This window comes from Bengtsoniella intestinalis (assembly GCF_039719005.1).
GTDB classification, from domain to species: Bacteria; Bacillota; Clostridia; order Oscillospirales; family Oscillospiraceae; genus Oscillibacter; species Oscillibacter intestinalis.
Map to the genome: position 1 here is coordinate 1231821 of NZ_CP133584.1, position 13627 is coordinate 1245447.

A 13627-nucleotide genomic window follows, 5' to 3' on the forward strand; every position below is an offset into this window, starting at 1 on the left:
CCCTACAAAGAAATACCTATTGACGAAACACGGAGGGTTTGCCATGCTGACCATCTTACTAGGGCTTGCCAACACTGGCAAGTCATCTTATATCTTAGAACGTCTTGCCCACTTGGGTGACAGCTCTGCCCAAGTGCTGATTGTGCCTGACCATACCTCCCACTTGGTGGAGCTAGATGTGTGCCACGCCTGTGGTGATGGTGCATCTCGCCACGTGCAGGTGTTGGGGTTCCATCGCTTATGCGACCGTGTGCTAGAGCTCTCTGGCGGTGCCGCCAACGTCACCTTGGATGCAGGTGGTAAACTGTTGCTGTTGCAAAAAGCCTTGGGCGAAGTGGCGCCAGCATTGAACGTCTATCGCAAGCCTTCCCAAAAGCCAGCTTTTTTAGAGCAAATGCTGGCAGTGTTAGACGAATTGCGTTCCTATGCCGTCACCCCAGAACAGCTATCGCAGGTGGCAGAGCCTTTGCAAGGCATCACACGGGACAAATTACTGGATTTATCCTTATTATATAGTGCATACAATGCCAAGTTGCACCGAGATGGCTTTGACGCACGGGACAAAATGACCAAACTGTGTGACCTTTTAGAACCCTCTGGTTTTCTGACCGACAAAGATATTTTTCTGGACGGCTTCACCTATTTCACCGCCCAAGAACTACAGGCCATCTCCATCATGCTACGCCAAGGGCGGAGCGTCACCATCACCTTATTGGGGGATTTGTCTGGCAATGCCATCTTCGATGCCACGGTAAAAACTGTGGGCGCTTTGGAACGGTTGGCCAAAGAAGCAGGGTGCCAATGCTTTAGTGAAGTGTTAGAGACCGAGGTAACCACCCCCCTTGCCCACCTCCAACACCACAGTTTTGGGGATACTGCCACATGGGACGAGCCGCAAACCCAAATTTCCGTCAGCGCCGCCACCACCTTATACGAAGAGGTGGAGCAAACCGCCGCCGCCATCCGACAATTGGTGTCACAAGGGGCGCGGTATCGCGACATTTCCATTGTGGCACGGAACATGGCAGACTATGAAGCCACCATCCAAACCGTGCTTTCTCGCTACGAAATCCCAGCCTATATCAGCCGTCGCAGCGACATCTTGGAAAAACCTGCTCTGTCTCTGGTGACAGGGGTGCTCAGCGCCATCGCTGGTGGCTTTGGCTACGAAGAGATGTTCCGTTATTTGAAAACAGGCCTCTCTGGCCTTTCTATGGAGCAGTGCGACGTGCTGGAAAATTACGTGCTTCGCTGGGAAATCGAAGGGCAAATGTGGCTCTCAGACGCCCCGTGGACAGCCAACCCCGATGGCTTTGGTGCGCCCCAAAATGAGCGGCAAGAACAGGCCTTGGCGGAAATCAACGCCCTCCGCGACTTGGTGCGCACCCCTCTTGCCCCCTTGGTGGACGGTCTTAAAAATGGCGACACCGCGGCACAAAAGGTGCTGGTGCTGTATCAATTTTTACAAACAGTGGGCTTACAGCAGGCGCTAGAAGCCCAAATGGAACAACAGGCCTCGGTGGGTCGCTTGCAAGATGCAGAAGAAACCGCCCAGCTATGGGATGTTTTATGCAACGTGCTAGACCAAATGGTGGAAACCATTGGGGATGAAGTTTCTGACTTAGACAGCTTTGCTTCTCTCCTGCGATTGCTGTTGACCCAATACAGCATCGGCACCATCCCCGTCTCCCTTGACCAAGTGTCTGTCAGCGAAATCACCCGCAACGACCGCCACCGTGTACCCCATGTGTTTTTCCTTGGGGCCAACGACTCGGTTTTGCCCAGTGTTGGGCAGTCAGGGGGGATTTTAAACCAAGATGACCGCCAAGCGCTGTCTCAACAAGGGGTGTGCCTATCCCCCTCGGGCATGGAGCAAATGGGACTAGAATTGCTACTGATTTACACCGCCTTGGCACAGGCCACCCAAAGCCTCACCCTCAGTTATCCACAGCTTAGCGCTGGGGGCGGTCAATTGCGCCCAGCTTTTATTGTGGAACGGATTTTAGGACTGTTCCCTACCCTTATCACCACCCAAGACAACGGCACCATGGACTATCGCACCGTGGCACCCATTCCGGCATTAGAAATGGCAGGGCGAGACCCCAACGGCAGTCTATGGCAACATTTCAAAGCCACTCAAAACCCCCATTTGTCCGCCATGGAACGGGCGCGCACCTTAGGCCGCGGCAAACTCTCTCGCAAAAGCGTGGAGGGGTTATATGGCAAGGTGTTTCGGATGTCTGCCTCTCGGGCAGAGCGGCTTCGTGGCTGTCATTTTGCCTATTTCATGGAATACGGTCTCCGCGCCAAGCCTCGACAGATCGAGCGGTTTGACGCCCCCCAAATTGGGTCATTCCTCCATTTTGTGTTGGAGCAATTGGCACAAGATGTGGCCAAACGTGGTGGCTTTGCTGAGGTGGAACAGGCTGAAATCAGCCAATTGGTAGACGGCTATGTTGACACCTACGCCCAAGAAGTGGTGGGGGATTTGGCGCTGAAAAGCCCACGCTTCCGCTATCTCTTTGGCCGCCTACGCACCACGGTGGATGCCGTGGTAGAACAGGTGGCGCAGGAGCTGAAGACTTCTGATTTTGTGCCCATGGCCTTTGAATTGGGGTTTGGCGGCGATGGCGATTTGCCAGCGGTCACGTTATCTATTGACGATGCCACCTTGCAAATCAACGGCAAAGTTGACCGTGTAGATGGTTGGGTAAAAGACGACAAGCTCTATCTCCGTGTAGTGGACTATAAATCAGGGAAAAAGGCCTTCGACTTGGCTTCTGTGGTGATGGGCTTAGACATTCAACTTCTGGTGTATTTATTTGCCTTGCAACGCTCTGGCCAGCAACACTTTGGGCAAAACATTGTGCCAGCTGGTGCCCTCTATTTCCCTGTCCGTGACAGCATTATCTCGGCAAAACGAAGCATCTCCCCTGCCGACTTACAAAAAGAACGAGACAAAGAACTCCGCCGCACAGGGATGCTGCTCCGTGACCATGCGGTGCTCAAAGCCATGGAACACACCGCTTTGACCGCCCCACGGTATCTGCCCATCAAGGTGGACAAAGAAGGCAACGTCAATGGGAGCCTTGCCAGCGCAGAGCAATTGGGACAATTGGGCGCCTATGTGGAAAAGATTTTAAAAGAGGTGGCCACCGAAGTCCGTGATGGCAACATCACCGCCGACCCATGGGCTAAAAACGAAAACGACACCTTTTGCAGATATTGCGACTGGGCCGATGCCTGTCACTTTAAAGAGGGCAGTGGAGGCGATTGTCTCCGTCACATCCCGTCCATCAGCCCAGAGGCGTTTTGGCAAGAAGTCACAGGAGAGGAAGTGCCATCATGATACAACTGACAACCGAACAACAAGCCGTGGTGGACAACTGTGGCGGCACCCTTCTGGTCTCTGCCGCCGCTGGCTCTGGGAAAACCAAGGTGTTGGTGGACAGATTATTCCGCTATGTGCTGGAAGAAGGCTGCCACGTGGACGACTTTCTCATCATCACCTATACCCGTGCCGCCGCCGCCGAATTGCGCAATAAAATCGCCACCGAACTATCCCGTCGCATGGGTGCTGACCCTTCCAACAGTCACCTCCGCGCCCAAGTGCTACGGGTGTACCGTGCCGACATCAAAACGGTGGACGCCTTTTGCACCGCCTTGCTCCGTGAAAACACCCACCTGCTGGCAAAAGACGAGCAAACCCACAGTCTCAGCCCAGATTTCCGTGTGTTAGACGAAGGGGAAGCCTTGCTCTTGCGCCAACGGGTGTTGGAAAAGACGCTCCATGAATTTTACCACGACATGACCGACGGTCAACGCCAATTGGCAGACACCTTAGGGGCAGGGCGAGACGATAGCCGCCTAAGCGAATTGGTGCTAGAGCTTCACGGCAAACTCCAAAGCAATCCCCACCCTGCCCAGTGGCTCCAAACCCAGCGCTATAGCTGGGAAAATCTCGCGGATCACTTTTCTGACACCGCCTATGGTCTCCTGCTCCATCAAACCGCCTGTGCCCAGCTTTCCCATTGGAAAACCGCCTTGGAAACAGGCCTTGAAACATGGTGTGACAGTGAGATGGAGGAAAAATATCCCCCTGTGTTTGAAGTGGCCATCGCTGGGTTAAATGCCGCTAGCGAAAGCCTAGACTGGACACACCTGCAACTCTTGGCGCTAAACATCACCTTCCCTCGCCTTCCCTCCATCCGTGGCAGAGCCAATGACCCAGAGATTGTGGCGCTGAAAAAACTGTGGGCTGGTGCCAAAGCGCAGGTAAAAAAGCTCTTAGAATTACTCACTGTCTCTCCAGACGAAGCCATGGAGGATTTGCAAGAGGTGGCGCCAGCCATGGTGGCTCTGGTGGACTTGACCCAAGATTTTTCCACCGCCTATGCCATGGAAAAACGGCGGCGCAACTGCGCCGATTTCTCCGACCAAGAACACTTCGCCCTTGAACTGCTCATTGACCCTAACGGCAACCCCACAGAACTGGGTTCACAACTCTCTGGGCGCTATCGGGAGATTATGGTGGACGAATACCAAGACACCAATCTGGTGCAAAACGCCATTTTCTCCGCTGTGTCCCGTCAAGAACAAAACCTATTTTTCGTGGGGGATGTGAAGCAGAGCATTTACCGCTTCCGTCTGGCTGACCCCACCATTTTCCTCACCAAATACGCTCAATTTTCCAACTATACCACCGCCCATAACGGACAGCCACGGAAGATTATGCTGTCAAAAAACTTCCGCTCTCGCCAGAGCGTGCTAGACGGTGCCAACTTCATCTGCGCCCAACTGTTTTCCAAGGACGTGGGCGGTTTAGAATACGATGATGACCAAGCCCTTCACTTTGGTGCGTCCTATTACCCAGAGCGTCAGGACACCCAAATGGAATACCACCTGCTATGGGCGCCCCAAGGGGGGAAGAAAAATCCCACGGCGCTGAAAAAGCCTGTGGTTGAAGCCCAATTTGTAGCCCATCGTATCCGCACCTTGCTGGACGAGCAATACCCCGTTGCCACCAAGGACGGGGGCTTCCGTCCCTGTCGCCCTGAGGATTTTGTCATCCTCATGCGCTCACCGTCCAGCCGTAGCGCCATCTTTGCCCAAGCCTTGGCAGAGGAAGGGGTGGCCTGTAGCTTTGAGGAAAGCGTAGACTATTTCCACACCATGGAAATCGCCGTGGCCATGGCCATTTTACAGGTCATTGACAACCCACGCCAAGACGTACCCCTCATTGCTCTGATGCGTTCCCCCGTGTTTGCCTTCACCCCTGACCGCTTGGCACAACTGCGCGCCCACTGTCCCAAGGGGATGTTCTATGAAGCGTTGCTGGCAGATGGGGGCGACGATGTATTGGGCTTTTTGGAGCAAATTCAGCTCCTGCGCCACCTCTCTCGCGACTGTAATGTCCAATCTCTGTTGTGGCAGGTGTACAACCAATGGAACCTGCTGGGTATCTTCGGCGCTATGGATGGAGGCGATGCGCGCCGCGAAAATCTCATCGCCTTGACCCGTCATGCCCAGCAATTTGAAACCAATGGCTACCGAGGTGTTTTTGGCTTTGTACGCCAACTTCAACAGCTGATGGCACAGGGCAAAGCCCCTCAAACTGCCACCATGGCCACCAGTGGGGTGGGATTGATGAGCATTCACAAGTCCAAGGGCTTAGAGTTCCCCATCGTCATTGTCTGCGACTTGGACAAGGCCTTCTCTCGGCAAGATTTAAACCCGTATGTGCTGGTACACCCCCAGCTAGGGTTGGGGCCAAAGCGTGTAGATTTACAGCGAAAAATCCAATATTCCACCTTAGCACGCACCGCCTTAGAACAGCAGATTTACCAAGAAAATTTAGACGAAGAACTCCGTGTGCTCTATGTGGCGCTGACCCGTCCACAGGAAAAACTAATTTTGGTACACACACTCTACAGCGCCCACAAACGCCTTGAAAAGCTAGCCGTGCAAGCCGCCTGCCCCGTGGCACCTGAAGCGTTACGCAGTGCAAGCTGTCTGGGGGATTGGATTTTACTGGCTTTGTTATGTCGCCCAGAGGCCAAACCCTTGCTGGATTTGGCTGGGATGACGGTGCCAGAGTTGTACACAGGAGACACCGAGTCTTGGCACGTGTTTCCCCATGTAAATTGGGAACGACCTGCCCAAGAAGAGGCCTCTCCAGACGTGGAAGCCGCGCAAGACCAGACCCGCCTGTCCCCCCTGTTAGACTTCCAATATCCTTATAGTCTTGAAACCACCTTGCCTGCCAAAATCACTGCCACGGCGCTCAAAGGGCGGAGCAAGGACGAACAAATTGCCGACCACGCCATGACCACCCCCTATTTGCGCCCCTTGACCCAGCCTAAATTTGCCCAAGAAACCCAAGGGTTGACCCCAGCCCAAGTGGGCACCGCCAACCACTTGGCATTGCAGTATTTAGACTTTGGCTGTACCGATGTAGAGCAAGCCGTGGCAGAGATGAGCCAAAAGGCCTTGCTCACCCCAGAACAGGCCAACGCTGTAGGGGTGAAACAGTTCCAAATTTTGCTAGACTCCCCCTTGGGAGAAGCCTTGCGACAGGCCAAAACCTTATACCGAGAATTCCCCTTTGCCGTTTTAATCGACGCCACCACCTTTGACCCCAACGCCACCGCTGGGGAGCAAATGATGCTCCAAGGTGTGGTGGACTGTTGCTATGAAACCGACGCTGGCTTGGTAATTGTAGACTTTAAAACCGACCGTGTTTTTGGGGATACGCTCACCCAGCGTGCCAACCATTACGCCCCACAGGTGGCGGCCTATGCCCTCGCTTTAGAGCGTGTGCTAGAAAAGCCCGTGGTGCAAAAAGTGCTCTATTTCCTCCAAGCTGGACAAGCTATTGAGGTTTGATTGCACCATGAAAATGGTGTATTGAAGAGGGTCCTACGGGGCGGTCTGCTGCCAGTGGGGCGTTTGCCCCACCCCATGGTAGGGGCGCCCATTGGGCGTCCGTTTTCTGGTTCACTCTAAATTGTTGTTTTGCCCCTACGGGGCGGTCACCTGCCGGTGGGGTGTCCTACCGGACGGGTCACCGGCAGGTGGGGTGTCCTACCGGACGGGTTACCGGCAGGTGGGGCATTCTTTTTTTGTCGAAAAAAAGAATCAAAAAACGATTTTTTCACGACGACTGCGGTCGAGTGAAAAAAGGGGCTTTTTACGGGGGTCCATCACTGGGGTGCCACGCTCTCTTGAGCGGCACTGAGATGCCTGATTTGACTCTGCATGACCTATCGGGCTTCGCCCTGTTGCGATGTTGCAGAAAGATGGTGCGGTTTCTTTGGGGTGCCTCGGTTGTGGGTATGGGTTGGTGCTGTGGCGTTGGGTAACACGGGCGACCGCAGGTCGCCCCTACAAAGGCACCAGCACCACCCAAAACCAAGCTGACCGCAGGTCAGCGCCCCCCAACGCCACCGCACCAACCGACGTCCACAATCTAAGGCACCTCAAATGCGTGTTCCCATGTCATCGTACGAGAAATGTGCGGCAGCAATCAGCGTTGGTTCGCGCATCCCACACGATAAACCGAACGGGTGTGAGAAACCTACCCAATAGCACCGCACCCACTCATACCCACCATCCGTATAAAATGGGAGCACGTGAGATATTTCGCCACTGGTGGCGAAATTCCACGTGCAAGATTTTTTGTTTCTTTTGCATCTGGCGAATATACACTGTAAGTGCAACAGTAAAAAAACAAATGACTCATTGAGAAAAATCATGTATCATGGTGTTAGCGGACAACATGAAAGGAGATTCTCTCAATGAATCATTATCAACATCTTAACATAGAAGAAAGAGAAAATCTATTATTATTTTTGTATGAAAAGAAAAGTTTGCGCTTTATAGCCCAAGCGATGGGGCGAAATGTATCTACAATTTCTCGAGAAGTAAAACGAAATAGAAATCAAAATACAAAAGAGTATTCGGCGGTAAAAGCTGAGCAAAAATATCATGTACGACGAAAAAAATGTCGCCGCCACGCGAAGCTAGACAACCCAATTGTATATAAGAAAATCAAAGAGTTATTCATTGAGAAACAGTGGTCGCCAGAAGAAATTCAAAACCGTTTATTCTTTGAAAATTCACCAATTCAAATCAGCTATACCACAATTTACAGGGCTATTTATGGTGGGAAATATGACACATTACAAGAGAAGAGATCGAAAGGAAATAAGGGCGCAAAACGGCATCTTCGACACAAAGGAAAGCCGAGAGGGCAAAAACCAAGAGGAAAAGTGGTGATTTCAAACCATTTAGACCAACGTCCAGATGCGGCCAACAAGCGAGAACGACTGGGTGATTTTGAAGCAGATACTGTAGCTGGTAAAAAAGGCGGTGCCTGCTTGTTAACGTTGAATGACCGATTATCACGAATTGTGTTCATAGCCAAATGTCAGAGAAAAATTGCTGCTGAGGTAGCAGAAAATATGATTGCTATTTTCTCTAAACTGCCACCAGAAATGCGCCATACCATCACGCCAGACCGAGGCGTGGAGTTTACAGACCACGCTGATGTGACAGCAGCGCTGGGCATGGAGTTTTACTTTCCAAAACCTCATGCCCCGTGGGAGCGTGGAACCAACGAAAATAGCAACGGCCTCATTCGAGAATACATTCCCAAGCGCAGCGACATTGCACCATTATCCGATGCATTTATTCAAGACGTTGCCTACAAACTAAACACGAGACCCCGCAAATGCCTTGGTTGGAAAACTCCTCTCGAAGTCTTTTATAACAAAGTGTTGCACTTGACTTGACAATTCGCCAGATGCAAAGTAACCAAAAATCTTGCACGTGGCGGCTGACCACTTGTGGTCAGCCGTCTCACGTGCTCCCATTGTATACGGATTGTAGGTATGAGTGGGTGCGGTGCTAACGGGGCGTCTGGGTCACACCCGTTCGGCTTATCATGTGGGATGCGCGAACCAACGCTGATTGCTTCCGCACAGTGTTCGTCCGATGACGTTGTACCACGCGTGTAAAGTGCCTAAGATTGTGGACGTCGGTGGGTACGGTGGCGTTGGGTGGGCGCTGACCTGCGGTCAGCTTGGCTTGTATGCAATGGTGTTCCCTGTAGGGGCGACCTGCGGTCGCCCGTGTTATCCAACGCCACAGCACCTACCCACACCCACAACCGAGGCACGCCAAAGAAATGGCACCATATCAACCGCCACTCCCCAACAGGGCGAAGCCCAAAAGGTCATGCAGAGTCAAATCAGGCCACTCGGTGCCGCTCAAACAACCCAAGTACCCCAGTGATGAACCCCCGCATAAATCCCCTTTTTTCACTCGACCGCAGTCGTCGTGAAAAAATCGTTTTTTGATTCTTTTTGTCGATACAAAAAGAATGCCCCACCGGCAGGTGACCGCCCCGAAGGGGCAAAACAACAATTCAGAGTGAATCGGAAAACGGACGCCCAATGGGCGCCCCTACGATGGGGCGGGGGGGATGCCCCACCGGCAGGTGACCCCTGCGGCAGCAGACCGCCCCGAAGGGGCAAAACAACAATTCAGAGTGAATCAGAAAACGGACGCCCAATGGGCGCCCCTACGATAGGGTGGGGGAATGCCCCACCGGCAGGTGACCCCTGCGGCAGCAGACCGCCCCGTAGGGGCAAAACAACAATTCAGAGTGAATCAGAAAACGGACGCCCAATGGGCGCCCCTACGATAGGGTGGGGGGAATGCCCCACCGGCAGGTGACCCCCACGGCAGTGGTCCACCCCGAAGGGGCAAAAAAACATCCAATTGGCCTTATGGTAAGTGACGCTTAGTCCGCCACAAACACAAACCGTGGTTGGGTCACACCATTGTGCTCCACCAATTCCTCCCACATGGCGACAGGGCGTACCCAAAGCCCGTTTTCACCGTAGAGCGCACGGTAGAGCACCATGGTCTCCATGGTTTCAGAGTGGGTGACTGTACCTAGTAATTCGTATTCTCCGCCTTTGAAGTGGCGGTATTTCCCTAATTTCATAGTGTATTACTCCGTTTCATTGGCGATGGTGGCGATTTGACGGGGATAGAGGTGGGCAGTGTCTTGCAAAGTGACACCGCTTTGGTGCAAAGCTTGTAGCAAATCTAACACGCCGCGAGTGATGGTTTCGCCTAAGGCGATGATGGGCACCCCTGGGGGATAGGCCCAGATGTAACTGCCGCACACTTGTCCTGCGGCACAGTCTAGGGCGCAAGGGGTGATGGGGCGATTATGCAAGCGGTGAGCAGGCAGGGCTTGTGGTGGCAAGGTGGGTAGCTGAAATTTGGTGGGCTTGTGGGCAACATAGTGGCCTTCTCCATCTATGGCTTGGAGGGCGGAGGCCAGTGCCTGCAGATGGGCGGCTGTGTTGCCCATGCCAGTCATAGCCAATGCGTAGTCGCCATAGGCCAGCTCTAATTCAATGTTGTGCTGGAGGCGCAGTGCATCCGCCAAAGCTGTGCCGTCCATGTTGATGTGGGCAGTAGAAATGAGAAGTTTGCTAGGGTCTTTTACCGTGGAGGGTGCTTGTACTACCTTTAACTTGGTCAGAGAAGCGGTTTGATGGTAAAATTCTTCTAAAATGGATTGCCAGTGGGTAAACAGGTCATCGCCTTGGGTTTGGAGTAAATCTAAGCAACAGTCGATGGAAGCCATTAGCAAATAGGACGGGCTAGAGGATTCAAAAACACCCAAACTGTTGGCAAATTGTTGAGGGTTTACCAGTGTACCTTGTACATGGGCAATGGCGGTTTGGGTCAAGCTGGGCAAGGTTTTGTGGAGGGATTGGATGATAATATCTGCCCCAGCAGTCACCGCTGAACCGGTGAAATAGGGGCTAAATCCCAAGTGGGCACCATGGGCTTCGTCCACCAATAAGGGCACGCCGTGGCGGTGACAAATGGCAGTGATTTGGGGGATATCGGCAAGGTAGCCTTCATAGGTGGGGCTGGTGACGACCACCAGTTTGGCGTGAGGATATTGGGTTAAGGCGGCGTCAATGTCTGCTAGAGAAACGCAATCGTAGTAGCCTTCAGGTTGTTGGGGTTGGGTGAGGTAAACAGGGTGCAAACCACAGAGTTTGACACCGTTGTAAACCGCCTTGTGACAGCCACGAACCATAATGATGGTGTCGCCATAGGTAGTGGTGGCATGGATGCCAGACAAAATGCCACAGGTGCTGCCATTGATCAGCAGATAACTATGGTCGGTGTGCCACAGGGTTTTGGCCTTGTCCATGGCGGCGGCAATGATGCCATCGGCATGGTGGAGGCAGTCACTGCCGTCAATTTCCGTAATGTCTAATTCAGCTCCTAAGGTTTCCAAATAGGGAGCCAAGGCTGTGTTGCGCTTGTGGCCAGGCATATGAAAGGGGATGGATGAGACTTGTTGCAATGTTTGCAAAATAGTGGAGTTTGGCATAACGTGACCTCCTTTGGACTTTGTTTGAAACTCTGTTTGAAAAATTCTTCCCACTCCCGTGGGGGCTGCTGCCGCAGGGGCGCTTGCCAGCGGGGCTTTCTTTTGTAAAGATAAAAAAGAAACAAAAAATCTTGCACGTGGCGGCTGACCACTTGTGGTCAGCCGTCTCACGTGCTCCCATTTTATATGGATGGTACGAATGAGTGGGTGCGGTGCTATTGGGTGGGTTTCTCACATCCGTTCGGCTTATCGTGTGGGATGCGCGAACCAACGCTGATTGCTGCCGCACATGACTCGTACGATGACATGGGAACACGCGTGTGAGGTGCCTAAGGTTGTGGTATGCCCTTCGGGCATGATGATTTCCTTGTAGGGGCGCGCATTGCGCGTCCGCGTCACCCAGCGCCACCGCACCACACCATACCCGTAATCTAGGCACGCCAAAGAAATCGTACCATATCAACCGTATCTCCTTCACAGGGCGAAGCCCGACAGGTCATGCAGAGTCAAATCAGGTCTCTCGGTGCCGCTCAAAAGACCAAAGCACTCCAGCGATGAACCCCGTAAAAGCCCTTTTTTTCACTCGACCGCAGTCGCCGTGAAAAAATCGTTTTTTGGTTTTTTTTCGACAAAAAAAGAATGCCCCCACGGCAGTGGTCCGCCCCGTAGGGGACCCCCTGCGACAGTAGATTATAAGCAAAAAAAATCATACCCCGAAGGGTATGATTTTGGCGGAGAAGGATTAGAGCCATCCATACCCTCGCAGGATAATCCTATATTTTATATGCTTTACAGTATAGCAAATAGTTTCCAGAAAAGCAAGCTATATAGAATTATTGTCGCACTTTGCGGTAAAACGTAGATGCCGTCATATCTAGCCGTCGCATAGCTTCCACCGCTGTGATGTCACCATTACGCCACTTAGCCACCACACGCTCAAAGTCGGGGCGATCGATGGGCTTTCTGCCTTTGTATTTCCCCTGTGCTTTTGCAATTCCAATGCCTTCTTGTTGACGTTGGAGGATGTACGCACGTTCAAGCTCTGCCACGGCACCGAAAATCGTCAGCATGAACTTTTCTGTTGGGATAGAGGTATCAATGGCTTCTTTCTGCGAGATAAACTCGACGTTCTTGCTAGATAACTGTTCCACCAAATCCAACAAGTCTCTTGTATAGCGAGCGAAGCGGCTGATACTTTCTACGATTACGGTATCCCCCTAGCGGACGTATTGTAGCAGTCGTTTCAGCTCTGGACGATTAGTATCCTTCCCACTAATGCGGTCGATGTACACTTCATCTACGCCAAGGATTTCCATTAACGCTTCTTGGCGGATGGTATTTTGTTCTGCCGTGCTAACACGGATGTAGCCGATTTTCATTGGACTTCTCCTTAATTCAATCATTCTGTAGTTGTAAAATGGAAATTTTATTGGTATACTATAGTCATCTACCGTACGATGTTTATAAGAAAGTGAGGCGAACGATATGACAACCCAAACAACTGGAATTTATACAATTGAAGAACTGGCTCAACTGGTTGCCCCCATTGCCAAGGCATATGGCATGAAAGCCGTTTATCTGTTCGGCTCCTATGCCCGTGGCACCGCCACCGCAGAAAGCGATATTGACCTGATTGTGGACACAGACGGCACGACCCTCACCAATTTGTTTGCGTTGGGGCAATTGTATTGTGACTTGGAATCTGCGCTGGGTAAGAAAATTGACCTGCTGACAGTGAGAAGTTTGGAACAACCAACTAAATTACCCAGTGAAGATTTATTTCGCAGCCAAGTGGAGCAAGAACGGAGGATGCTGTATGCTGTCGCCTGATTTACAACGCATTACTAGTATTTTGGCGTATTGCGATGAAATTGCCAAGACCATCGCTCGTTATGGTGAGAACTATGCAATTTTTGATAACGATGCCGATTATCAACGGTCTGTCTCCTTTAGCATTCTGCAGATTGGCGAACTAAGTGGCGGCCTGTCTCAAGAATATCGCACTGCCACCAGTGACCAAATGCAATGGCACGCCATGAAAGGTATGCGCAACATGGTGGCCCATAGCTACGGCAGTATGAGTCGTGAAATTATTTGGGAAACTGCCATGACAAACATTCCTCAACTGGCAGAGTTCTGTAGAAGTCAACTCTCATAAAACAACCACAACCGTCCCAATAGGGTGGTCTGGACAAA

The 13627-nt window shown here is 52.1% G+C and carries 8 protein-coding genes and 1 pseudogene; 6 read left to right on the forward strand and 3 right to left on the reverse strand.

Annotated elements, in window-relative coordinates:
• Nucleotides 1-43 precede the first annotated feature (43 nt).
• The 4 genes from RFF05_RS05955 (at nt 44) to RFF05_RS05970 (ending at nt 9294) form a co-directional block, all read left to right on the forward strand.
• The gene (locus tag RFF05_RS05955; RefSeq protein ID WP_409969458.1) at nt 44-3349 is read left to right on the forward strand and encodes a PD-(D/E)XK nuclease family protein; all 3306 of its coding nucleotides are present in this window, start codon (nt 44-46) and stop codon (nt 3347-3349) included.
• Complete coding sequence (gene addA / locus RFF05_RS05960; RefSeq protein WP_409969459.1) at nt 3346-6885, forward strand: helicase-exonuclease AddAB subunit AddA; 3540 nt, start codon at nt 3346-3348, stop codon at nt 6883-6885. Before RFF05_RS05955 ends, addA begins: the two co-directional genes overlap by 4 nt.
• Nucleotides 6886-7796: 911 nt before the next feature.
• Nucleotides 7797-8792, forward strand: coding sequence for an IS30 family transposase (locus tag RFF05_RS05965; RefSeq protein WP_409967286.1), 996 nt, complete (start codon nt 7797-7799; stop codon nt 8790-8792).
• A 238-nt stretch (nt 8793-9030) separates the two neighbouring features.
• Complete coding sequence (locus tag RFF05_RS05970) at nt 9031-9294, forward strand: hypothetical protein (protein WP_409969460.1); 264 nt, start codon at nt 9031-9033, stop codon at nt 9292-9294.
• Nucleotides 9295-9805: 511 nt separating this feature from the next.
• Here RFF05_RS05970 and RFF05_RS05975 read toward each other — a convergent pair.
• The 3 genes and pseudogenes from RFF05_RS05975 to RFF05_RS05985 form a co-directional block, all read right to left on the reverse strand.
• Complete coding sequence (locus RFF05_RS05975; protein ID WP_409969461.1) at nt 9806-10012, reverse strand: DUF1653 domain-containing protein; 207 nt, start codon at nt 10010-10012, stop codon at nt 9806-9808.
• Between the two features lie 6 nt (nt 10013-10018).
• Nucleotides 10019-11431: an aminotransferase class I/II-fold pyridoxal phosphate-dependent enzyme gene (locus RFF05_RS05980; RefSeq protein WP_409969462.1), complete on the reverse strand. Its 1413-nt coding sequence runs from the start codon at nt 11429-11431 to the stop codon at nt 10019-10021.
• 833 nt (nt 11432-12264) lie between these two features.
• Nucleotides 12265-12810 (reverse strand): annotated as a pseudogene (locus RFF05_RS05985) (recombinase family protein).
• Between the two features lie 106 nt (nt 12811-12916).
• Between RFF05_RS05985 and RFF05_RS05990 the strand changes: the two are divergent.
• Complete coding sequence (locus RFF05_RS05990) at nt 12917-13261, forward strand: nucleotidyltransferase family protein (RefSeq protein ID WP_409969463.1); 345 nt, start codon at nt 12917-12919, stop codon at nt 13259-13261.
• A complete protein-coding gene (locus RFF05_RS05995) occupies nt 13248-13589 on the forward strand; it encodes a DUF86 domain-containing protein (protein ID WP_409969464.1) in 342 nt (113 codons plus the stop codon). Before RFF05_RS05990 ends, RFF05_RS05995 begins: the two co-directional genes overlap by 14 nt.
• Nucleotides 13590-13627: the final 38 nt, after the last annotated feature.